Here is a 22,496-nt window from a genome sequence, read left to right on the forward strand (position 1 = left end):
TAGAAGAGCTTGATGATGAAAATTCCCGCACCTCTCTTATCGGCGACCTGGTCAATAACTTTATGATAATACCGAGTTTGTCATTTGCCAAACGAACAAATCGGATACTGACAGTGTTTACAGTTCCGGCAGAGCCCGCCGTGGCCAAGCTCGGCCAGTTCCCGCCTGCCGATGGCCTCACCGCTGAGGATCCGGGGCAGGACCAGGTCAAAGACGGTGACATGGTGAAACATCCCACAGGCAGGCAGGCCAAGCACCGGCACCTCGCCGATCCTGGCCACCAGGAACATGGCCCCTGGCAGCACCGGGGTGCCGTAGACCATATCAGAGGCACCGGCCGCCTTGATCCCCTGCCGGGTGACGTCGTCGGGATCCACCGACATCCCCCCTGAGGTGACGATGAGTTCGGCACCCCTGGCAAGGCACTTATGGATCTCTGCCGCGATATGCTCCGGGTTATCAGGGGCAAAGCCCACCTCGATCACCTCAGAGCCCAGGGCCTCCAGCTTGTCGCGGAGCACCTCTTCAAACCGGTCTTCGATCCGGCCGTAATAGACCTCGTTACCGGTGATCACCAGGCCGGCCTGGACCTGCCGCAAGGGCAGGACCCGCAGGATCGGCTCGTCAACCGAGGCAATGGAGACGGCGCGCTCCACCAGTCGCCTCCTGGCCACCAGGGGGATCAGCCGGGTGGCCCCGATCTGCTCACCCTGCTGCACCGGAGTGTTGTCCTGGAGGGTGGCGCACATCACCTCGCCCAGCATATTGAACTGGAGCAGGGCCTCCTGATTGACCTTGAGCAGACCGTCGCAGGCAGCGCTGATCGCCACCTTACCCTCCACCACATCCTTTGCAAATTCTGCACCAGAACCAGCAAGGGCCTGGGCCAGGAGTAAGCCGGCCTCGTTCTCATGGATCTCGTATTCGCTGAGTTCAAGCACGTAGATGTTATCCTTGCCCAATCGCCGGAGATGCTCCACATCCTCTGGCTGGATAACATGCCCCTTCTTAAAGGCCCTGCCCTTGAAGCTGTCCCGGACAATCTCGGTAATATCATGGGGCAGGACCATCCCCACGGCCTGCTCCACCGGAACACATCGTTTCATCGATACATCTGCCATGCTTGCTTCCCTTTCCTCTCAACCCTGGGGCTGTTACCAATGGTGTTTTCCACAAATCCTGTTCATAACAAAAATCAGCTGGTCATGGACCTGAAGGTTCTTTTCTCCGGAAGGAATGTACCCTTCTCCGGAAAAAATGCAACCTCAACCACCCGAGCCAGCCAAAGCAGAGCAGGCCACGACCTGCAGGCATGGGCCCCCAGAGGGGGGCTACAAAGGCTCTGCCAGCGGAACAGAGGGAAACGGCCCGAAGAGTGAAGCAAAGCGCACAAAAAAAGGTCACTGCGCCCGAGGGCGCAGTGACCTTGATACCACAACAGCTGTCTGAACAAGAAAACCTTACAAGCCGGGCGTCCCCTCGGTCAGGGCCTCGGGCCAGCGGCGCTCGGCTACCTCATCGGTGGAGTAGTCGGGCAGCAGGATCGGGGCGACCTTCGGCTTCTCAATTCCGGCCTCCTGGAGATCCTGCTCAAACTTGATGACGTGATCCAGGGAAAGCTCCTTGATCTCCACCCCGCCCTTGATATACTCGGCGGCATTGATCCCGGCCCGGCGACCAAAGGTGATGATATCCTGGAGGCTGTTGCCCATCAGCCGGTTCTCACCATGGACCCCGCCGATAACCTCACCGGCGCCGAACAGGCCGGGCAGCACGGTGTTGGTATCGCCGTCCACGTTGATCCCGCCGTTCTGGTAGTGGAGGGTCGGGTAGACCAGCATGGGCTCCTTGGAGATGTCGATGCCGTGGCGCTCGAACTGGATGAACTTGGCAGGCAGCTCCTTCTTGACCGTACCCGCTCCATGCAACTCTTCGATCATGGGGGAATCCAGCCAGAGCCCGACCCGACCGGTGGGGGTCATGATGCCCTTACCCTTGGCCATGGCCTCCTGAATCAACTCGGCAGACTCGACGTCGCGGGGCTCCAGGGGAAAACAGAACTGCTCGCCGTCACTGTTGAGGACATGCGCCCCAAGGCCGCGCACCTTCTCGGTGATCAGCAGGCCCACGTTCTGCTCAGGATAGCTGACTCCGGTGGGGTGATACTGGGTGGAGTGGAGCGACTTGTTGCCCACGCCGGCCCGGTAGGCCATGACCACGCCGTCCATGGTGGCACCATAGTGGTTGGTGGTGGCAAAGCCCTTGATGTGGAGGCGACCGAAACCACCGGTGGACATGACCACGGCCTTGGCCTTGACAATGGTGAACTCGTGGGTCTCCATGTTGAAGAGGATGGCGCCGGCGCACTTGCCTTCGCTGTCCAGGAGCAGCTCAACCGCGGGGTTGAACTCGATCACGCTGATCATCTCGGCCCGGTTGCGGGCCTCATCGCGGACCACCCGCATGATCTCTGCACCGGTCATGTCTCCGGCGGACTGGAGACGCTTGCGGGAAGAACCACCGCAGTGGCGAACCACGGTCCGGCCGTCTTCGTACTTGTTGAACATCATGCCCAGCTTTTCCAGCCAGGCGATGGAGAGCGGGGCATCCTTGGCCAGGGCCGCCACCAGGTCACGCTGGTTGGAGAAGTGACCGCCGCCGATGGTGTCCAGGAAGTGATAGTAGGGAGAATCACACTCCTGGGTCGCAGCCTGGATGCCGCCCTCGGCCATGATGGTGTTGGAATCACCGTGACGGAGCTTGTTGGCGATAATGACCTTGCAGCCGGCGTCTGCGGCCATGATGGCTGCCGAGGTACCGGCACCACCGCCGCCGATCACCAGGACATCGGTTTCCATATCCACCTTGCCCAGGTCCACCTTGTCCGGCCGGACCACGGAGCGGGACTCCAACAGGGCAGTCACGCCTTCCTGGAAGACATCGCCCTTGTTGGGGCCGACCTTGACCTCACGCTTGGCATCTTCCTGGTAATCGGGGTGGAACTTACTCAATACCTCCCGGCGCCCATCCATACTCAGGGCCGGATAATGTTCTTCGCGACGCGCCTTGGCCACTCGCTCCGGGCGGGTGGCCTCAACCTTCTTGATCAGTTCTTTTAACTCGGGTGTATATCCCATGACAATCTCCTTATAACCAGATAATCGATATTTTTTTTCTTAGAGATACTGCCTGTCCTGCGGCATCCAGGAACCCGGCTCGACCATATCCGGTTCACGCTCACGATCCACATAGGTCTTCTCTAAATCATCCTTGCTCATACCACTCATCTCATCGAGCATCTGGTCATACTTGCCGGCCTCGATCTCGGTCACCCGACTCTTCAGGTGCTCGGCCTGGGGCTGGATATAGCGGGCAAAGACCCTCCGGGCCAACTGGGCGATATGGTACTGGGGGATCTCACCCATACAGCGGCTGGCACAGAGACCGCACTGGATACAGTCAAAGGAGAGGCGGGCGGCTTTTTCGATATTGCCCTGCTTCAGGGCCGAGATATAGCCCAGGACATCCACGTCCATGGGACAGGCCTTGGTACAGAGGTTACAGGACACACAACGGAACAACTCGGGATAGAGGGCATGGATGGCATCGGCCAGACCGCTCATCTCCTCGATATCGTAACTGGCCCGGTTGGCCGGGAAAAACGGGATCTGGGCCAGGTACATGTTGGGCTCGACCACGGTCTGGCAGGCCAGGCCGTAGTGGAGCTTGTAGTCGCCGGCCTTACGGAAGACCGTGGGACAGGCCCCGCAGATACCACCTCGACAGCCGGCGCCGCGCAGGAAGCGGAAGCCGGCGAATTCCATTGCCTTCATGATGGTCAGGGTCTCAGGCACCTCATACATCTTGCCCATGACATAGATGGGAATCGTGCTGGCACCTTCAGGTAAAATGGCCCGATCCCCGGTAGCAAACTTGGGTGTACTTGTCGTCTCACACATGGTTGTTCTCCATTCACTCACAAAATATGCTTCAACACCAGGGCGCAATCAGGCTGCGGCCAGGTAGTTCTTGCTCTTTAACAGTTCCAGGCTCTGGCCGTCATTGAGTTCAAAGCGGCAGAGTTCGGGATCGATCCCCAGGGCCACGGCCAGCAGTTGGCTGAAGTAGAAGGTCGGTACCCCCTGCTCGATGGCCTGTTTCTCCAGCATCTGTTGCTGCTGCTTGCCCAGGTTGTACTCGCAGAGGGGGCAGCTGGTGGCCAGGGCCTCGATGCCGGCGCCGGCGGCGCTGTTGAGAATGGCGCTGGCTGCACTGTTTTCACCCGGAGCCGCACCCAGCACCTGGTAGGAGCCACAACACTTATCCGCGGCATTAAACGGCACCACCGTGGCCCCCAGGGCCTCCAGCAGACCGGTCATCTGGGTATAGCTGCCCATGGGCTCGATGCCCACCTCGGCAGGACGCTGGAGGGTACAGCCGTAGTAGGTGCCCACCTTGAGACCGGTGAGCGGCACCTTGACCTGCTCCCTGAGTTTGTCCCAACCGACCTGCTCCTGGAGATAGGTGAGATAGTGCACCACCTCCACCTCGCCGCTATAATCGATTTCATCATCCATAAAGCGGTTAATGGTATCGCGCTTTACTTCATCGTCTTTCATGAGTTGATTGGCTCGCGCCAACGTGTTGTAACACATGGAACAGAGGGTCACGAGCTTGTCGGCCCCCATCTCTTTGGCCCGGATAAGATTACGTACCGGTCCAACGTGATGAATAAGGTCATCGGCTGTCAGTGAATACACCGCACCACAGCAATTCCATCTGTCAATCTCTTCCACCTCGATACCGAGCGCTTCCAGAGAAGCAACCGCAGCCTTTTCCAGATTGTTGGCTTTGGTTTTCAAGGTACACCCGGGATAATAACTGATTTTCATTGCTCTCCCTAGCTGGTCATTTTTCTGAATCCGGCGACCAGGGCAATCTGCGGCAATTCCGCAATCGTCTCGGCCGACATTTCCGAAGGCTCAATATAATTCGTGTTGGTCCGCAGGGTCTGCTGGCGCAGGGCTTCCATAACCTTGGCAATATCAATCCCCCGAGGACACTTGACGGTGCAGGCATGGCAGGATGCACACTTCCAGTAGGTATTGATCTCCTCCAGCTTGGACTGCAGCCCGAACTGCGCCATATGCATCACCTTGCGGGGACTGTAGTCCATCTCTGCCGCCATGGGGCACATCCCGGTACAGGTCGCGCATTGCATACAGAGTTTTACATTTTCCCCGCTCAGCTCATTCAGATTCTTGATCGACTCCCGCGAGAGAGTCCTGTCGTTAATTCTTAATGTCATTTTGATTCTCTTCCTGTAAACAGTGAAATAGCCTCCTATACCATCAGAAGGTTGCGTCATCACCCTTCCTGCCTCTCAAGGATCCTGGACTGCGCTCGTTGCCGCCGGATAAAGGCCGGCTCCGCTCACCCCCCGCTCAGTTCCACAAAGCATCCACCGGAACCAGAGCATCAAACTGCATAGCCTTAAAAAAACAGGTTAGCCCAAACAGTAGACCATTTTGACTCGATAATATTTACCAGAGAGGGGTGTTCTTTTCAAGAGCGATTATGGTCTTTAGTTACAAAGCATTAGGCAATTACCCATGAATGAGCCCTCATTCCTTTATTTAGGGAAGCCTGCAGGGCTCACTATTTCCGGGCCTCCGGAGCTCAGCCCCTGCCTGGCTGCAGGCCCCTTTTTTCGGGGCCCCGGCCCAAGCCGGGCCATGACGACCGGCGCCAGAGAGAACATAAAAATCCACTTGTGGGCTCGAAAAAGAATCAGGATGGAGTCAAACTGAAAAAAGAAGAGGACCGAGCCGGCAGGCAGTCAGCAAAAACCGGCCTCCGGATTGCCCTCAGTCGGTATTCGTCGCTATCGCTCACCTGCTTCAACCGCAGATGGGAGCAGGATTCACTGAAGGGTATCCTGGACAATTGGCTGTTTTGTTCCACATCAAGACATGCGAAAAATAGTACCACAGCTATGCAAATGATATTCCAAGTTTTTTTTTGCCATAACCCCAGAGGTTGGACGAAAGAACCATTATTCAGGATGCTCTAATGCCCTAAACAGGTACACCTGCACCGCTGCCAGCGACTTGCTGCCGCCTGTGAAGCCCCCCTCTTCTCTGGGGGAGGAGAATAATCGAGATCAGAAGAGGAGGGAATGGGGGCTTTTGTATGAGAGCCTGCCTCAGCCTGCTGCAGGGACACCTGATTCGTCTCCACCAGGAAGGGGATCGCTGCTGAGCTCTTCGCCCGCCAGCTGTGCCGCCACCATCTGTTCGGCCGCCAACTGCTCCGCCGACAGCTTTTGGGCCCCGTCCTCCGGGGAGAGGGAGGCCGGTGCCCCCTGAAGCACAGCGGTTAGATCATTCAAGCCCTTGCCGTGGAGACCGATATCTGCCAGCAGCGAATCGACCAGAGGCGCCTGGCCGCGATACTGCAGGGCACTCTCAACCAACTGCTCGGAGAGGTTGACACGGCTGGCCCCCTCTGCCGGGCTGCCTGAGGCCGCGCGGTTGAGTCCGTCGACCTGAACAATCTTTATACCGTCGATCTGCTCCATGGGCTTCACACTCTCGCGAATGATGGCAGGCAGGTGTTCGATGAGGGCCATCCTGATCTGCATGGCGACCTGCTCGGCGGAGAGGATGTTGTGGGACTGGTTCAAGGCCCTCTGGCCATCGGCATCCACCTGGTAGCGCTTGGCTGCCGCCTCGGCTCGCAGCTTCTCGGCCTCAGCATCACCCTGGGCCTGTATCCGCTGTTTATCCGCCTCCGCGTTGGCAAGGATCTTCACTGATTCGGCATTGTCTTCGGCAGCCATCTTCTCTGTTTCAGCGGCCACCTTGATGGAGATCGCCGCCTTTTCGGCAGCCTGGTGCGCCTGCACCAGCTCCACCGCCTTGGCGCGCTCGGCGACCTCGGTCTCACGCACGGTAACCACCGCCTCCTCCTCCTTGACCGCGATGGAACGTGCCCGATCAGCCTCGGCCTGGGCCTCGGACTGGGCCCTGGAGCGCTCCGCAATGGCAATCGCCTTCTCCTGCTCGGCAAGTTCGATGGTCTTCATCCGCTCGATTTCAGCCGTCTCCAGCACCTTGACCCTGAGGATATCCTTTTCCTTGAGCTGCCGCTCATTTTCAATCCGCTGCTCTTCCACGGCCCTGTCCGCATTGATGCTGGCGGTGTCGACCTGCTGCTTGGCCTGGATCTCCGCCTGCTCGGCATCGCGTTTTTTCTCGGCCTGTTCACGGGTGATCTCGGCAGACTGGGCGGCCTTGCGGATCTGGATCTCCCGCTCCTGTTCCAGACGGGCATATTCGGTCTCCCGTTCAATCTCCAGCTTTTTTCGTTCCGCCTCCAGGTTCTTTTGGGAGATCGCCACCTCGGTATCCTGTTCTATCTCGTTTCGTTTACGCCGCCGCTCCTCTATCTCTTCGGTGAGCTTGGTCAAACCCTCTGCATCAAAGGCATTATCAGGGTTGAAATGTTCTTTGCTGGTTTGATCAAGGCCGGTCAGGGAGACCGACTCCAGCTCCAGTCCGTTTTTCAACAGGTCCTCAGAAACGACCTGCTGCACCTTCTGGACAAAATCGACCCGTTGCTCATGCAGCTCCTCCATGGCCATCTCTGCGGCTACCGCTCGGAGGGCATCGACAAACTTCCCCTCGACCAACTGCTTGAGCTCGCTGGGGTTCATGGTCTTCATCCCAAGGGTCTGGGCGGCATTGGCAATGGACTCGTTGGTGGGCTTGACCCGGACATAGAATTCAGCCATCACGTCCACCCGCATGCGGTCACGGGTGATCAGGGCCTGATTGTTGGCCCGCTGCACCTCGAGCCGCAGGGTATTCATATTGACCGGGATGATCTCATGCAACACCGGTACGGTCAGGGCGCCGCCATTCATGATGACCTTCTGGCCGCCAAAGCCGGTCCGGACAAAAGAAATCTCCTTGGTCGCGCGGCGATACATCCGGGCAATGATCATGCCCATGGCCAGGAGGGCTATGAGGATGATCCCGGGAATGATCAACAGCTCAAAAATATTTGAAAACATGTACGTATCTCCTCTTGTTTGTTAAAGAACAGCTGCTCAGGGGCTCAGGGCCTGACTGGGATTTTCTATCGCCGTGAATCCGGCGCCTTTCCGGCTGACAATAAGAACCGTGCTGCCCTGATCCAGGCAGGTTTCCTCGCTATCCGGTTCAACCATGATGTAATGGGCCTGACCGAATTGATCCTTCAATCTGGCCTGGGCCGGTCGCCCCTTGCTTGCCCGGCCCAGGGTGATGACCGCGATTCGGCCGATGAAGCTCTCCTCAGAGACCGACTCTGTCTCATCCTTGGGCAGGATGCGCACCAGCACCCCGTTGCTGATCCTGACCAGGGGCAGGGCGAGCAGCAGGGTGGGCAGAACCGCCAGCCAGGCCGGCAGCGGTGCACCTCTGATGGCGGCAGAAACGGATTGGGAGATCAGACCAAGCAGGCCGAAAACGGTGAGAAAGACAATGGCCAGGATAAGGACAGGGACCTGGCCGATACGCAGCCAGCTCAGAAACCGGGTGAACACCCCTGGCGCCTGTAGATCTGCATCAAGATCCGCATCCAGATCAAGCTCAAGCTCGGGCAGCACCGACTCCAACAGGTCGGACAGTCCTGCGCCGATGAGGGTGGTGATCCCCTCCACCAGGGCTATTGCCAGCATCATAACCAGGGCAACGGTGAAGGGGCTGTTTTCCGGGGCCAACAGAAATGAGATCATTGCTCGCCCATATCCGTCTTGAGCGCGGCCAGACGCTCCTGGATACGATGCTTCCTGGCCAGTTCATCCAGTTCCGCCAGCTTGGCCCTGGAGTGATGGTCCGTTGGACCGGCTGAGGCAGCACCGATCCCGGTGGCCTGCTCAAAGACCCGATCAAAGGCTGAACTTGCCCGCTCAACCGTGCCTTCAAGGCTCCGGCTCCTCTGCTCAGTTGCGGCCGGTGAAGAGTTAGCCGGCGCGGCGCTGCTATTCAAACTCTGCCGATACTGGCGGATATCCTCCTCCATCTCACGACGTTTCGCCTGCAGGGCAGTGATAAAACGCTCCAGTTCCTTCTCCTGGCTGCTGTTGTCGCTGATGGTCGTTTCCAGGACCGGGATCTGGGCCTCAAGGTCCAGTTGCCGGGCCACGGCAGTCTCGGCCAGATCCTCGCGGGATTCCTTCAGGGCAACAGAGATCTTTTGGCTCAGCTCCTGGTGTTGCCTCTTGGCCTCCAGCAAGCGCTTGCCGGCCAGATGGTTGGCGGCAAGCAGGCTACCGAGTTCGGCTCTGACCTCATCGATGGCAGCGTCGATCTCACGGAGCGCTTCTGTCATAACGCTCTCTGGCACGGCGCTTTCAAAGGTATCGATCAGCGAATGGAGAGTGCCGCTGAGGATCCGGCCGGTACGGGCTATCAATCCTTCTTTCATCTGTCTTGCTCCTTTTTTTCAGGTGGAGGTGGGGATCTGGAAGAGAATCCTGAGACCAGGGTTGTCCGGCAGCTCTATCCAACAGGGAAATGGAGGGGCAAGGGACGGGGAGTCCACCTCTTTTGCTGACAATCAGGTGGTCCCTGGCATCACAGAGGCGACACCGTCCTTGTCCGGGCAATGCCCTGCTGCTCTGCTGGGCCTGCAGGCCGGATGGAACGGCACAGCTACACAAAGGATATCAAAAGGGATAGCCGCTTGTCAAACCATGGAAATTCCGGGAAAAATCGTTTCAGCGCAAGGCTTCTGGCCGAATCCTGCAGCAGCGGCTTGAAAAAAAAGGCGATTATTTCATGGGGGCAAGAACAGTACGCTCCAAACAGCTGGCAGGAGAGCTGTTCCCTCTCCATTCAGCGTGGTCGACAACATCGCCTGCGCCCCTGTTGCTCAAGGTCTGCCCAAAAAGGTGCCTGACCTGGAGCACAAAGGGTACCATCGTGGCCCCCCTCTACAGAAATGTACCTTTTCCTACCCTTTTGTCCCTGCCAGGCAGCCCCTCTTGCCGAGCCCTCAGCCCAAGGGGCAGAAATCACCCTCCCAGCCCCCTCTCCTTTCGCGAAACGCGATCCCCGGTAAAGCAGGACAATCCGGCCATTCGACGCCCTCTTCCTGCCTGGTCGAAATAAGAAACTTATGATTCTGGCCGCTTTTCTGCTTTACAGTAAACCGACAGTATGTATATTCGCTATTCCATAAACGCATAACGAATCATAGGGGTAGAGATCTCTTGAAAAAAATGACCCAGGCCGTCTCTTCGGCTGCACTGCTCTGCCAGCTGAGTGACGGCAGCAACCGGGAAGACCCGATCATCAGCCTGCTGGAGGCCATTGGTGCCAGCGGCTCCATCAACCAGGCAGCCAAATCCGTGGGCCTCAGTTACAAGGCCGCCTGGGAGCGGCTAGAAACCATCAACAACCTTTCCCCCAGCCCCCTGATCAGCCGGCAAACCGGGGGAAGCGGCGGCGGGGGCACGCTCCTCACCCGGGACGGCCGCGACTTCCTTGCCCGGGCCTCACTCTTTCGGCAGCAACTGAAACAGCTGGTCAGCTTTTTCCATGACAGCCCGGAAGAGGCCTATGCCATGCTCACCACCCTGAGGGGAATGGAAATGAAGATCAGTGCACGCAACGTCTGGCTCGGTAATGTCACGGCCATCGAGAAGGGAGTAGTCAACAGCGTCGTTACCGTGGGCCTCAAGGGCAGGGATACCATCGTGGCCACCATCACCGATAACTCGGTTAAGCGACTCGGCCTGGAGCCGGGCAAGGCGGTGCATGCCATCGTCAAGGCCCCCTCGGTGCTCCTCTCCCTGGAGGTCGATCCCGGGAAGATCTCGGCCCGGAACATCCTCCGCGGCACCATCAACCGGATTATCGGCGGCGCGGTCAACGACGAGGTGATCATCGATATTGCCGGCGGCAACACGGTCACCTCCATCCTGACCAGCGAAAGCGTCCGCAGGCTCGGCCTCGGACAGGGGCTGGAGGTCGCGGCCGTCATCAAGGCATCAAGCGTCCTCCTGGCCCTCCCCTGATCCGGAGGATCCCGCTCCATGCACACCCCGGCAGCAGCCTGAAGTCAGGGAGGCAGAACCGCCGGATACCGGCAGGCCATGAACTGTAATTGCCCTACGCTGCTGCAGCCATGGTCGAAAATTTGTGACTATTGAGATCATTTAACTCCTTTAACCCGTTTAACCCGATCAGGATCGGAGAAATCCCATGAAGCGAACAACCCCATTTCTGGCCGCCGCCCTCCTTGCTGTCAGCTGTCTCTTCAGCCCCAGCCTCCATGCCGAGGAACTGCGGATCTCGGTCGCCGCCAGCATGACCGAGGTCTTCAAGGAGCTGATCGCTCATTTTTCCAGGGAGCATCCGGCCATAACCGTTCTCCCCAACTTCGGCCCCTCAGGCGGCCTGGCAAAACAGATCAACCAGGGCGCCCCTGCCGATCTCTATGTCTCGGCCAACCCGAAATGGATGCAGTTTCTGCTGGCAGAGGAGAAGATAGAACGCTCCAGCCTGAGGACCTTTGCCCACAACAGCCTGGTCTTTGTCGGCTGCACGGAGCAGCAGGTTGCCGGTCTTAGCGACCTGCCCAACCTGGAGCGTATCGGCATCGGCAGCCCCAAGAGCGTGCCGGCCGGCCAGTATGCCCGCCAGGCCCTGGAGAAGGCCGGCCTGTATGAGCAGTTGCTCACCGCCGGCAAGCTGGTGATGGCCAAGGATGTCCGCCAGGCCCTGATCTACGCCGATCGTGGCGAGACCGACGGCTCCTTTGTCTACAAGACCGACGCGCGTCTGGCCGGCCGGGCAAAGATCCTCTTCGAGGTGCCCCGGGAACTCTACAGCCAGGTCACCTATCCCCTGGCCATGACCAGGGCCGGTTCCTCCAAGGCCGCAACACAGGCCTTTTACGCATTTGTCACCTCCAGGGGCGGTGGCGCCACTGTCAGCAAGTACGGATTTTCCCTGCCTGAGTAATGGAGCCCGTGCTGCTCATCGTACCCAGCGTACCCATCATACCCATTGGAGCTAAAGGAGGCTGCCGCCCATGCTGACGCTCTCCCCCCAGGACATCCAGGCAGTGGGCCTCTCCCTGAAGGTGGCCACCACCGCCACCCTCATCTCCACCCCCCTGGGGATCGGGGTGGCCTACCTGCTCGCCTTTGCCAGGATACGCGGGACCGCCCTGCTCGAGGGTCTGATCAATCTGCCCCTGGTGCTGCCGCCGGTGGTGGTCGGCTATCTCCTCCTGCTGGCCTTTGGCCGGCACGGCTGGATCGGCCAGTTCCTGGACAGCCTCAAGCTGCGGGTGATCTTCAGCCTGAGCGGCGCGGTCATTGCCTCGGCCGTGGTCGGCTTTCCGCTGCTGGTGCGCTCCATCCGGCTCGGCATGGAGTCCATCGACCCCGCACTTTTCCAGGTTTCACGCACCCTGGGTGCAGGCTGGTGGGACAGTCTCCTGACCATTATCCTGCCCCTGAGTGGGCGGGCAATCTTTGCCGGCATGACCCTGATGTTTGCCCGCAGCCTGGGCGAATTCGGCGCCACCGTGATCCTGGCAGGCAACATCCCGGGGGTCACCCAGACCATCCCCCTGGCGATCTACGAATACACCAGCACCCCGGGAGGGGACCGGATGGCCCTGACCCTATGCCTGGTTTCCATCGCCCTCTCCTTTACGGTACTGCTGGTGAGTGAAGCGGCAGGCCGCAGGTTGAAGAGGAGCTAACCCATGCTGCTGGAGCTGCGACTCAACAAGACGGTGGGCAACTTTCGACTCGACTGTGAATGCGCCCTCTCCAGCGACCGCACCGGGATCTTTGGCCCCTCGGGCAGCGGCAAGTCCACCCTGATGCACCTGCTGGCAGGCCTAAGCAGCGCGGACAGCGGCACCATCCGGCTCGACGGCGAGACCCTCTTTGACCGGGCCCGGAGGATTGACTCTAAGCCGGAACAACGGCGGATCGGGGTGGTCTTTCAGCATGCCCATCTCTTCCCCCACATGAGTGTCCGCCGAAACCTGCTCTACGGCTACAGACGGACCAGGGCCGCAGAGAGACGGATCAGGCCGGAGACCCTGTTTGAGGTCCTCGGCATAGAGCCGCTCTTGGAGCGCGACGTCACCACCCTTTCCGGCGGGGAACGCCAGCGGGTGGCCCTGGCAAGAACCGTCCTGACCTGCCCCAGGCTGATCCTGATGGACGAGCCGCTCAACGGCCTTGACGAGCATCTCAAGTTTCAGATTATCCCCTATCTCAAGCGGGTCTTCAGCGAGTTCAAGATCCCCCTGATCTTTATCAGCCACTCCATGCTGGAGATGCGGATGATGACCGAAGAGGTCCTGGTGATGGAACAGGGGAGTATCCGCCGCCGGCTGGCCACGGAATCCCTTGCCCGATCCTCCTGGGAGGCCGACCGCCAGGGCTACGTCAACCTCCTCAGCCTGGGCCGCTCCAGGCCGCACCGGGACCTCTTCAGCTATCCCTGGGGAGACACCGCCCTGATCCTGACCGAGCCGGGCGAGCAGGAGGAGAACCTGTTTGAACTGGATGCCCGAGAGATCATCCTCTTCAAACGGCACCCGGAAACGACCAGCGCCCGCAACCTCCTGGAGTGCAGGGTCAGCCAGCTCTATCGCTCGGGCAACCGGGTGCGGGTCGAACTGGGCTGCGGCAACAGCCGGCTTATTGCCCAGATTGTGCCGGAGGCGGTACGGGAACTGGAAATCAGCCAAGGCTCCAGGCTGGTGGCCGCCATCAAGGCCTCGGCCTTTAAGCGGATTTTCTGATGGCCATGGGCTACCTGATATTCCGGCTGCCGCTGCCGGCACCAGGACGCCCTCCAGCCGGGACCAAGGTCCCTCTTGGCAGCGGAGGGTGCAGATGACCCTCCTGGTGGATGTCGCCAAAAAACTGGACCACTTCACCCTGGAGGTCTGCCTCTGCTGTCCGGCCGGGACCCTGACCGCCACCGCCGGCTGGGCCTGGTCTTCCAGGAGTATCCCCTCTTTCCCCACCTCACGGTTCGCCAAAACGTGGCCTTTGCAGCCAGGGATAAGGCGGGCATCGATCCCCTGCTGCAGCGCTTTAAGATCCCTGGGAGAGGTCGGGATGACCCTGATGCTTGGCGGCAATGTGATCGGTCGAACCAACACCCTCTCCCTGGAGATCTACAACGCGGTCTTTAACGGCGAATTTGAACGGGCCACCCTGCTGACGCTCATCATCGGCGCGATCTCCATCTCCATGTTTACGGTCCTGAAGAAGATAGCAGACCAGTGAGCCCGAGCCCCCTGCGGCTCCTGGGATTGCAGCCAGGGACCCAGGCGGGGAGCAATCCCCTTTTTAAAAAAACAGAACAGAGAGAGAAGGCTAAGTATGAAGCAATCACTGATAGAGGATGTCCAGCAAAGGGCCCGTGAAATCTGGCAAGAGGCGGGTATCCTCAACGAAGAGGTGAGCGTAAGCGCCCGCACCCTGAGCGTGGAGGAGGCCATCGGAAACCCCGAGGGGGACGACTTTCCCCTCCAGCGGGGCAAAGAGAAACTGATGGAGGCTCTATTCCGCCAGGACCGCGGCCAGGCCTTTACCGACCGTTTTGGCGACTTCAGGGCGCCCTTGGGCGAGATTGCAGAGATGAAACTGGAGAATAACTTTCGCCGGGCGATCTTTGTGGCCACCCTCAATGCGGTCCAACGCAGCCTGGGACAGACCGGGAACACCATCCACTGTCGCGATGAAGGTCCGTCCCTGTGTGCGCCCCGGTTTGCAGACCATATCAGCAAACTGTACGGCAGGCCGAAAATCACCCTGGTCGGCTTTCAGCCGAAGATGATAGAGACCCTAGCCGAGCGCTTCGAGCTGCGGGTGGTGGATCTGGACCCCGACAATATCGGCAGCCGCAAGGCCGGAGTGACCATCGAGGGACCGGCAGATAGTGGTGCCGCGGTTGACCAGGCTGAGCTTCTGGTGGTCACCGGCTCAACCCTGGTCAACGACACCCTGGCTGATTTTTTACGGACAGACCGGCCGACGATCTTCTTTGGCACCACCGTGGCAGCCGCCGCCGACCTGATGGGCTGGAACCGCTTCTGCTGCCAGAGCAGTTAAACACAACGCAAACCGTAGGCCTTTAGGCCGGGAGTTCTCTCCCGGCCTGAGCTCAATGGGCTCAGGCCGCCAGCTCCCTGGCCAAGAGGAGCTCACGGCCAAAGGTCTCGATCTCAAAGCCCGGATTTATGGCCATAGATTCCGGAAACTCGCCTGTACCGGCCACACAGCAGTCATTCAGCTCAAACTTTTTCGCCCGATCCTGTCCAGCGCAGGCAAATGAGCATACGGGCCTGACCGCCGATATCCTGTACCACACGGGCCAGCGGGCAGGAGGCAGAGGCCCAGGGTCCCAGCTCCCAGGTCCCCAGGCGGCACCATGCCCTTTGACGGTGAGTTCACCCAGAAAAAATATGCCCAGCAGGTGATCGATCGATACCAAGAGGCAGACGTTCTTCAAGAGGGGTAGAGCAGAAATCCTCCCCCCCTAATCCCCTAATCCCCTAATCCCCTAATCCCCTAACCATGACGGCGCCCCCACCAGGAGCAACTCCAGCGAGTTGATACCCTGGCTTGAAAAAAAAGAGGCTAAACCGGCTCTGCGGGAAAGAGTACTTGGTAAATGGACAGAGGAGTTGATAGAATCTAGAGGAGGTCTCAGAAAAGGTGGGCGCTCCTTCCCTGCAGATCAGCGGAATCAAGAAATACGTCCCGGGGAATGGCTGCTGTTCCCATGACACCTATCCGGGCAAAGAACACCACCTTCCAGAGAGGTAGCGATGGAGAGGAAAATTTTTGGTCCTGTCGTTCTCACGATCCTATGGTGCACACTTGCGCTCCTGATCGTACCTACTCTCTCCCACCCCTCTGCACGCCCGCAAAAAGATCAGAAGATATCCTTACTGGAAGATCAGATCATCCCTGAATTGAACAAGGTGGTCTTTAGCAGTACCGAGACGGCCTCACAGTCCCTGGCAGAAACAGGCGAAGTGCGATCCCAGCTGACGGAGAAAAGAAAACCGGATCATCCCGAGGTCATCATTGCCCTTGAAACGGCCAAGAGAATACTCAATGCCGAGTTCGTGTATCTGATGGACCGAAGCGGCACCGTTGTCGCCTCCACTTCTGACCATGAGGGCAAAAACCTTACCGGTAACAATTACCTCTTCCGCCGCTATTTTCAGGGGGCCCGAAAAGGGAACAATGTCATCTATCCGGCCCTGGGGGTGACAACCAGGCAACGTGGGGTCTATTTCAGCTCTCCTGTGTACTCAGCTCAAAAACAAGCCTTCATTGGTGTTGTGGTGGTGAAGATCCCGGTGAAAGATCTCGACCGCCTCTTTTTACGCTATGAAGAACCGATTTTTTTGCTCACACCGGAAGGGATCGTCTTTGCGACCAACCGGAAAGAGACCCTCTACCACTATACCACTCCGCTTCAACCGGAAACCATGGAGCGGATTCAAGCAGAAAGGCAATTCGCAGACCAACCCCTGAAACCTTTTCCCGCCTTTCTTGATAAAGATACGGTGGTCTTTGACCAGCAAAGGTACCTTGTCGTCCGCAAAGACGTTATCCAGGGATGGTCAATCATTGCCTTTCACCGCGACAACGGCCTGTTTGAAATAAGCAGGGCGGCCTTTTTCTCCATCCTGGGGGTCATTTTTGTCTTAGTGGTGATTCTTATTCTGCTCCTTCGACATAACCTCGCCATACGTAAGGTGGAAGGGGCCCTGCGCAAGAGCCAGGAACTTTTTCAGTCCTTATTTACCCTGGCTCCGGACGGGATAGTCATCACCTCCATGGAGGGAGAGATTCTTGCCTACAACGATTCTTTTCTGGAAATTGTCAAGAGTGACCGGACGAGCATCGCTGACCACAACATCAGAGACTTTTACGACAACCCGGACAGAGACCGACCGGCCCTGATAACCTTGCTGGGTACCAAAAAGATCATTAAGAGCTATCCCCTGACCCTCAAAAACAGCAGCGGCGAGGTGAGGAAGGCATCTGTCTCGACAGCGTTTATCGACTACCAGGGAAAAACCTGTATGGAGTCGATCTATAGAGACATCACAGACCTGGAAAACATGGAGGAACAACTTCGTTTTGCCCAGAAGATGGAGATGATAGGCACCCTGGCAGGTGGACTGGCTCACGATATCAACAACATGCTCTCAGGCATCACCGGTAGTTTATCCCTCTTACGGATGCACTCCGACAAGGAAAGGGGAGTGAGCAAAGCCAACTTTTTAAAATACCTGGACATCATGGAGGGTGCCTCCAAAAATGTTGCGGCCATGGCCCGACAGCTCTTGACCCTTGCCCGTGAGAACGAACCGTCGCTTGGCTCGGTGGACCTGAACGCCTCTGTCAGGCAGGTACTGAAGATCTGCCAGTACTCGCTTGACAAGACGATCTCCTTTGAAACATCATACTCCAAGCATCCGGCCCTGGTGACTGCCGACCCGGTGCACATTGAGCAGGTACTCCTCAATCTCTGCATCAACGCGGCCCACGCAATGACGATTATGAAACCCGAAGCAGACACCCCGGGGGGAATACTGGCAATCTCGGTGGAGCGGGCCCTCCATGCCCCTGTCCATCCTGCCGGAGATTCCGGAATTCAGGACAGGGGGTTTTGGCTCATCTCTGTCAGTGATCAGGGCGTCGGCATGAGCCCCGACGAGATAGAAAAAATATTCACCCCCTTTTATACCACCAAGCAACAGGGAAAGGGAAGCGGTCTCGGACTGAGCATGGTGAACAACATCATAAAACGATACCAGGGTGTTCTGGAGGTAAGCTCCACCCCGGGCAGAGGCAGCACCTTTAAGATCTACCTTCCGGCGACAGAGCTCCCACCCCCGGAACACCATGTTGAGGAGTCCTGATTCCGACCACCCTCTTCACGGGCGCCCCATTCAGACCAGCTCTCTTTTCCTCTCTTATCGGGACGATAGCGCCGACAGCCCCATGGCTCTATGGCGCTATGGCTGTATAAAGTCGCATGGTGCCAGCCTGCTGCAGATACTCCCCGACAAACTGCCCCGCATCTTCGAGGTTGCGCTCCTGATCAGGAACGTCCTATTTACACATTCTCTGCGCACACAGCTATCAGCCAATGCAGCAGGACAGCAGCCCACCTTAATACATTGTTTTTCTTGCCTCTTCAGACCCCGGCGTTGCGCTCAAAATTTTGTCCTCGGGATATCAAGCAGATGCCTGCGATACACTTCGGCACGCGCCTTGATCTTGATCGAAAAGTTTCATTTTTCAAGGTACCCACAACTCTCCCCTGTCTTCAAGTTGGTGCAGAGGTTCCGTTATCCAGAGCTCCATGATGGAAATATCCTGATTTCCGAATATCTTTTTCCAGGAAAGCGAATAATTTCATTGTCCCTGAATTCATATAACAGGCGCATATCCTCCCTAGCTAGCTGAAGAGAAAGACAATCATCTGAAAAAAACAGCCAAATCCACCCACGCCACCTGCTGTTTTTTTTTGGACAACTTATTGCATGGCAAGAATACAGCTATGGACATAGTTTGCTTTCTTTTATGGTTACCACTCAAATTCTACTAGGTACCAACAGAAGCTGCAGAGACAAGACCAGGGGACTGATCTTATTTTGATTGGTGGTAAGATTGGTGGTAATCATATTCTTTCATCATTTTAACTGAAGGAGGGATGCACCATGAAGAAAATCATTACAATCTGTGCCATCATTGCCCTTGCCGGGATCTTCACCACCAAGGCCATGGCCCTGAACATAGCTGAGGGCGCCAGCGTGGATCTCCACGGTACCTTCTTTACAGGTGGCTGGGGAGGGTCAACGGTTGTTGGAGCAGAAACGATAGTTGACGGGGTCTTTTTACCCGAGGGCACCCAATGGGATCAAGGTGCGGTCTGGTGGGATGCCAATCCCTACCCAGTACACTTACAGCAGTATATAACCATCGACCTGGGCGGACTCTTTCATATCGACAGCTTCGTTCTCCAGGCCGACAACAACGATCGCTACCTCATCTCCTACCTTAACGACTCTACCCTGGAGTGGGTCTATATCGGAGATGTAGCAGGATGGGGCATGATGACTCGGCCAGAACTGTTCCTGCCAGCCACAGTCACCACCAGTGCACTCATGATTCAGGGTGTTGATGGTGACGGCTATTATTCAGTTTCTGAAATCCAGGCCTTTGGTCGCCCTGTTCCCGAGCCAGCTACCCTGATCCTCCTAGGGACAGGCTTGGCAGGCCTGGCAGCGGTGGGGAGAAGAAAAAAATAAGCCCAGAAGCGCAGATATGGCTCAAGGTAAAGGCAGGGACGCTCCAGCTCCCTGCCTTTTTTCTGCCCTTATGCCCTGAATGGCGGCTGAATCCGGCCGGCGCCCAACGGATATCGCCCCGACCAGGGGACACTCCATCCGCATCACCCTGCCCTTGCCGGGCAACCAGAGAGCCTGGAGACCGGCTGGCAAAAAACAACAGAAGCACCCTCTTTCAAAACGCTGCCCCTCCCGCCTCAATACCGCCTCAATACCGCCTCAACGCCGCCTAGCCCAGGGCCAGCCAGAGCCCTACCCCCACCATCAGGCTGCCGGCAATGCGGTTGAGCAGGCGGACATTGCCGCTTGTATCCAGAAAAGAGCGCAGGGTCTTGCCGCCACCGGCATAGATGACCAGGCAACAGAACTCGATGAGCACAATCATGACCAGCAGGGTGATCAGCTGGGGCGCCAGGGCAGACTCCTGGTTGATGAAGGGCGGCAGCAGCGAGATCATAAAGGCCCAGCCCTTGGGGTTGGCAATGGCGGTCACAAAGCCCTGCAGGGCTAAGCCCAGACGGTTGTCCCCAACCCGGGCAACAGCACGGGCAGAAATGGCCATCTTTCCCCGGGAACACCAGAGCTGCCAGCCCAGGTAGCCCAGGTAGCCGCCGCCGAGATACTTGAGCAGCTGAAAGAGCAGCGGATGGTGGAGCATCACCGAGGCCACCCCGATCACCGCGGCCGCAGAGACCAGGGCCACCCCCACAAGCTCCCCCCACATCATCCAGAAGGTACGCCGCACCCCCAGGGTCATCCCCAGGGTCATGGAGAGGGTCATGCACATTCCCGGGGTGGCGGAGACGAAGAAGAAGGTGGGGATAAAGATGGCGAGACTGGGAAGGTCGATAACCTGGGACATGGGAACAGGATCCTGTACAGAGGGTTCTCTTGTTGGGCGAAGCCCTGCCAGGGCTCACCCATTTACACTTCAGGGGCAAAGCCTCCGATAGTACCACCAGCTCCCTGGGTGGACAAAGCATTTATCAGGCTCATCCCAGGCCAGCCCACCACTCCGACTTCAACCCGGAGCAGCACGACTCTCACCTCAAACCACCAGCCAGCACCCAAGACCAGAGACAGTGCCGCAAAAAAAACGCCGGGGTCGCCAAGTCAAGCGAAAATAACAGCCGACACGCAGCCAGCAAAGCCCCGCCCCCAGCCGCACCACCCCTGCAGCCTGCCATAGATAACAGCCGCCGCCGACAGCAGAGAAGACACCGGCGCAAAAAAAACGCCAGAGTCACAACATAGCCCTCGGAAAAAAGAAATTTAACTTGACATCTGCCAGGGAATTAGAGTTAACTGTCCGACGCTGCGTGGTATTCAGTCATAGATATCCAGGCGGATGCCTGCCAGCACCTCCCTGTTCTCCCACAGGGACTGCACCACGGCTTGCCCCCTGCCGGACACCACCGGCCAGCTATCACCCCATGGCAGGGTGAGTGGGGCAGGCGAGCGGGCCGCTTATTTACGATGCTTCGCCCTACCCTCAGGCATGGACCTGAGAGCTATTCGAGACACCTGGAAAGGACGCAGCCTGACCCATTCTGAACAACCGTCCTGATCCAGACCCACATTCATCGCACCACCAACCGACAACAGGAAGGCAACATGGCATTCTGGCGAGAACCTCTGGACACCCAAGAGATCCAGATCAGCAAAGGCACCGTCCACATCATCCAGGATCGGTGCAAGGGCTGTGGATACTGCATCGAATTCTGCCCCAAAGATATCCTGGCCTTCTCAGACAGTTTCAACAAGAAGGGCTACCATCCACCGCTGGCAGCGCGGCCCGACGACTGCGTCAACTGCCACTACTGCGAGATCATCTGCCCGGAATTTGCCATCTACTCCACAGAAGACCCGGACATCGCAGCGACCGAGACCACCTAGCCTCTCACCTTCTTCTCCTTACCCAGAGATTTTTTATGAAACCAGCCGTCTTAACCGGAGAACACTACATCACTGGCGACGTGGCCTGCGCCGAGGGAGCCCTGGCCGCAGGTTGCCGTTTTTTTGGGGCCTATCCCATTACCCCGGCCACAGAGATCGCCGAACACATGGCCGAACGCCTGCCCGACGTGGGCGGCACCTTTATCCAGATGGAAGACGAGATCGCGGCCATGGCCTCGATCCTTGGTGCGGCCTGGACCGGGGTCAAGAGCATGACCGCCACCTCGGGCCCCGGCTTCAGCCTGATGATGGAAAACCTGGGCCTGGGCGTCTGCACCGAGACCCCCTGCGTGATTGTCAACGTCCAGCGGACAGGGCCCTCCACCGGTCTGCCCACCCTCACCGGGCAGGGCGACATGATGCAGGCCCGCTGGGGCTCCCACGGCGACTACGAGATCATTGCCCTGGCCCCCTCTTCTCCCCAGGACTGCTTCTACCACACCATCCAGGCCTTTAACCTCAGCGAGAAGTACCGGGTACCGGTACTGGTGATGGCCGACGAGATCGTCGGTCACATGAGCGAAAAGGTGGTGATCCCCAAGGCCTCCACCATCTCCCTGGTTGACCGCCCCAAACCCAGCGGCAGGAAGGACCGGTTCAAGCTCTACCAGCCCGGCCCCAACGGGGTCGCCCCCATGCCCGCCATCGGCGAGGGCTACAATGTCCATGTCACCGGCCTGACCCACGATGAACGGGGCTATCCGGCCATGAGTGTCGAGGCCCAGGAACAGATGATGACCAACCTCAAGGGGAAGATCAGAAACAACCTGGAGGACATCATCGAGACCGAGAGCTATCGCCTGGAGGATGCCGAGATCGTGATCGTCTCCTACGGGATCTCGGTGCGCACCGGCCTGACCGCGGTGGATGAGGCCAGAAAGCTGGGCTACAAGGCTGGACTGCTCCGCCTGGTAACGGTCTGGCCCTTTCCCGAAGAGCAGATCCGCGAGCTCGCGGCCCGGGTCAAGGGGTTGATCACCATCGAAATCAACCTGGGCCAGGTCCACTACGAGGTGGAGCGCTGTGCCGGAGGCCAGGCACCGGCCCACCTGGTCGGCAGCGCCGGAGGCAAGATCATTCACCCGGACAAGGTTATCGCCCTGATCAAGGAGAAATTCTAAGCC

Annotated in this window: 19 protein-coding genes; 10 read left to right on the forward strand and 9 right to left on the reverse strand. The window is 58.2% G+C overall.

All coding sequences use genetic code 11. From position 1 onward, the window contains the following. Window positions 1-80 precede the first annotated feature (80 nt). The 8 genes from G494_RS0101105 to G494_RS0101140 form a co-directional block, all read right to left on the reverse strand. Window positions 81-1,106 (reverse strand): molybdopterin-binding protein, encoded by a 1,026-nt coding sequence (locus tag G494_RS0101105; protein ID WP_028583035.1) that lies wholly within the window; start codon window positions 1,104-1,106, stop codon window positions 81-83. Window positions 1,107-1,460: 354 nt separating this feature from the next. Beyond that, window positions 1,461-3,137: an FAD-dependent oxidoreductase gene (locus tag G494_RS0101110; RefSeq protein WP_028583036.1), complete on the reverse strand. Its 1,677-nt coding sequence runs from the start codon at window positions 3,135-3,137 to the stop codon at window positions 1,461-1,463. A 39-nt stretch (window positions 3,138-3,176) separates the two neighbouring features. Next, a complete protein-coding gene (locus G494_RS0101115; protein ID WP_028583037.1) occupies window positions 3,177-3,959 on the reverse strand; it encodes a 2Fe-2S iron-sulfur cluster binding domain-containing protein in 783 nt (260 codons plus the stop codon). A gap of 48 nt (window positions 3,960-4,007) precedes the next feature. Beyond that, window positions 4,008-4,892 (reverse strand): CoB--CoM heterodisulfide reductase iron-sulfur subunit B family protein, encoded by an 885-nt coding sequence (locus tag G494_RS0101120; RefSeq protein ID WP_028583038.1) that lies wholly within the window; start codon window positions 4,890-4,892, stop codon window positions 4,008-4,010. A gap of 8 nt (window positions 4,893-4,900) precedes the next feature. Beyond that, complete coding sequence (locus G494_RS0101125; protein ID WP_028583039.1) at window positions 4,901-5,308, reverse strand: 4Fe-4S dicluster domain-containing protein; 408 nt, start codon at window positions 5,306-5,308, stop codon at window positions 4,901-4,903. Window positions 5,309-6,205: 897 nt separating this feature from the next. After that, entirely contained in the window at window positions 6,206-8,077 is a 1,872-nt protein-coding gene (locus tag G494_RS21340) for a flotillin family protein (protein ID WP_084456250.1), read from the reverse strand. A gap of 36 nt (window positions 8,078-8,113) precedes the next feature. Continuing rightward, window positions 8,114-8,782, reverse strand: coding sequence for a YqiJ family protein (locus G494_RS0101135; protein WP_028583040.1), 669 nt, complete (start codon window positions 8,780-8,782; stop codon window positions 8,114-8,116). Continuing rightward, window positions 8,779-9,474: a PspA/IM30 family protein gene (locus G494_RS0101140; RefSeq protein WP_028583041.1), complete on the reverse strand. Its 696-nt coding sequence runs from the start codon at window positions 9,472-9,474 to the stop codon at window positions 8,779-8,781. Before G494_RS0101140 ends, G494_RS0101135 begins: the two co-directional genes overlap by 4 nt. A 796-nt stretch (window positions 9,475-10,270) precedes the next feature. Here G494_RS0101140 and G494_RS0101145 point away from each other — a divergent pair. The 8 genes from G494_RS0101145 (at window position 10,271) to G494_RS0101185 (ending at window position 19,377) form a co-directional block, all read left to right on the forward strand. Next, the gene (locus tag G494_RS0101145; RefSeq protein WP_035245030.1) at window positions 10,271-11,068 is read left to right on the forward strand and encodes a TOBE domain-containing protein; all 798 of its coding nucleotides are present in this window, start codon (window positions 10,271-10,273) and stop codon (window positions 11,066-11,068) included. 187 nt (window positions 11,069-11,255) lie between these two features. Beyond that, entirely contained in the window at window positions 11,256-12,017 is a 762-nt protein-coding gene (gene modA / locus G494_RS0101150) for a molybdate ABC transporter substrate-binding protein (RefSeq protein ID WP_028583043.1), read from the forward strand. A 70-nt stretch (window positions 12,018-12,087) separates the two neighbouring features. Further along, a complete protein-coding gene (gene modB / locus G494_RS0101155; protein WP_269746542.1) occupies window positions 12,088-12,768 on the forward strand; it encodes a molybdate ABC transporter permease subunit in 681 nt (226 codons plus the stop codon). Window positions 12,769-12,771: 3 nt separating this feature from the next. Further along, window positions 12,772-13,827: a molybdenum ABC transporter ATP-binding protein gene (modC, locus tag G494_RS0101160; RefSeq protein ID WP_028583045.1), complete on the forward strand. Its 1,056-nt coding sequence runs from the start codon at window positions 12,772-12,774 to the stop codon at window positions 13,825-13,827. A 94-nt stretch (window positions 13,828-13,921) separates the two neighbouring features. Next, complete coding sequence (locus tag G494_RS27315; RefSeq protein ID WP_028583046.1) at window positions 13,922-14,320, forward strand: hypothetical protein; 399 nt, start codon at window positions 13,922-13,924, stop codon at window positions 14,318-14,320. 96 nt (window positions 14,321-14,416) lie between these two features. Further along, window positions 14,417-15,148, forward strand: a complete 732-nt coding sequence (locus G494_RS0101170) for a Rossmann-like domain-containing protein (protein WP_028583047.1) — start codon at window positions 14,417-14,419, stop codon at window positions 15,146-15,148. 719 nt (window positions 15,149-15,867) lie between these two features. Continuing rightward, complete coding sequence (locus G494_RS0101180; protein ID WP_084456252.1) at window positions 15,868-17,982, forward strand: sensor histidine kinase; 2,115 nt, start codon at window positions 15,868-15,870, stop codon at window positions 17,980-17,982. 804 nt (window positions 17,983-18,786) lie between these two features. Then, window positions 18,787-19,377 (forward strand): PEP-CTERM sorting domain-containing protein, encoded by a 591-nt coding sequence (locus G494_RS0101185; protein WP_028583050.1) that lies wholly within the window; start codon window positions 18,787-18,789, stop codon window positions 19,375-19,377. Window positions 19,378-19,645: 268 nt separating this feature from the next. On the opposite strand, the gene G494_RS0101190 is transcribed toward G494_RS0101185, so the two are convergent. After that, window positions 19,646-20,278 (reverse strand): LysE family translocator, encoded by a 633-nt coding sequence (locus tag G494_RS0101190; protein ID WP_028583051.1) that lies wholly within the window; start codon window positions 20,276-20,278, stop codon window positions 19,646-19,648. Between the two features lie 752 nt (window positions 20,279-21,030). Between G494_RS0101190 and G494_RS0101200 the strand changes: the two genes are divergently transcribed. Next, complete coding sequence (locus tag G494_RS0101200; RefSeq protein ID WP_028583052.1) at window positions 21,031-21,312, forward strand: 4Fe-4S dicluster domain-containing protein; 282 nt, start codon at window positions 21,031-21,033, stop codon at window positions 21,310-21,312. A 35-nt stretch (window positions 21,313-21,347) separates the two neighbouring features. Next, window positions 21,348-22,493 (forward strand): 2-oxoacid:acceptor oxidoreductase subunit alpha, encoded by a 1,146-nt coding sequence (locus G494_RS0101205; RefSeq protein WP_028583053.1) that lies wholly within the window; start codon window positions 21,348-21,350, stop codon window positions 22,491-22,493. Window positions 22,494-22,496: the final 3 nt, after the last annotated feature.

Origin of the sequence: Desulfogranum mediterraneum DSM 13871, assembly GCF_000429965.1 — a bacterium.
Lineage (GTDB): Bacteria > Desulfobacterota > Desulfobulbia > Desulfobulbales > Desulfobulbaceae > Desulfogranum > Desulfogranum mediterraneum.

Coding starts and splice junctions, on each gene's coding strand:
- G494_RS0101105 (WP_028583035.1), bottom strand. CDS start 1,106: ATGAAACGATGTGTTCCGGTGGAGCAGGCCGTGGGGATGGTCCTGCCC.
- G494_RS0101110 (WP_028583036.1), bottom strand. CDS start 3,137: ATGGGATATACACCCGAGTTAAAAGAACTGATCAAGAAGGTTGAGGCC.
- G494_RS0101115 (WP_028583037.1), bottom strand. CDS start 3,959: ATGTGTGAGACGACAAGTACACCCAAGTTTGCTACCGGGGATCGGGCC.
- G494_RS0101120 (WP_028583038.1), bottom strand. CDS start 4,892: ATGAAAATCAGTTATTATCCCGGGTGTACCTTGAAAACCAAAGCCAAC.
- G494_RS0101125 (WP_028583039.1), bottom strand. CDS start 5,308: ATGACATTAAGAATTAACGACAGGACTCTCTCGCGGGAGTCGATCAAG.
- G494_RS21340 (WP_084456250.1), bottom strand. CDS start 8,077: ATGTTTTCAAATATTTTTGAGCTGTTGATCATTCCCGGGATCATCCTC.
- G494_RS0101135 (WP_028583040.1), bottom strand. CDS start 8,782: ATGATCTCATTTCTGTTGGCCCCGGAAAACAGCCCCTTCACCGTTGCC.
- G494_RS0101140 (WP_028583041.1), bottom strand. CDS start 9,474: ATGAAAGAAGGATTGATAGCCCGTACCGGCCGGATCCTCAGCGGCACT.
- G494_RS0101145 (WP_035245030.1), top strand. CDS start 10,271: ATGACCCAGGCCGTCTCTTCGGCTGCACTGCTCTGCCAGCTGAGTGAC.
- modA (WP_028583043.1), top strand. CDS start 11,256: ATGAAGCGAACAACCCCATTTCTGGCCGCCGCCCTCCTTGCTGTCAGC.
- modB (WP_269746542.1), top strand. CDS start 12,088: ATGCTGACGCTCTCCCCCCAGGACATCCAGGCAGTGGGCCTCTCCCTG.
- modC (WP_028583045.1), top strand. CDS start 12,772: ATGCTGCTGGAGCTGCGACTCAACAAGACGGTGGGCAACTTTCGACTC.
- G494_RS27315 (WP_028583046.1), top strand. CDS start 13,922: ATGACCCTCCTGGTGGATGTCGCCAAAAAACTGGACCACTTCACCCTG.
- G494_RS0101170 (WP_028583047.1), top strand. CDS start 14,417: ATGAAGCAATCACTGATAGAGGATGTCCAGCAAAGGGCCCGTGAAATC.
- G494_RS0101180 (WP_084456252.1), top strand. CDS start 15,868: ATGGAGAGGAAAATTTTTGGTCCTGTCGTTCTCACGATCCTATGGTGC.
- G494_RS0101185 (WP_028583050.1), top strand. CDS start 18,787: ATGAAGAAAATCATTACAATCTGTGCCATCATTGCCCTTGCCGGGATC.
- G494_RS0101190 (WP_028583051.1), bottom strand. CDS start 20,278: ATGTCCCAGGTTATCGACCTTCCCAGTCTCGCCATCTTTATCCCCACC.
- G494_RS0101200 (WP_028583052.1), top strand. CDS start 21,031: ATGGCATTCTGGCGAGAACCTCTGGACACCCAAGAGATCCAGATCAGC.
- G494_RS0101205 (WP_028583053.1), top strand. CDS start 21,348: ATGAAACCAGCCGTCTTAACCGGAGAACACTACATCACTGGCGACGTG.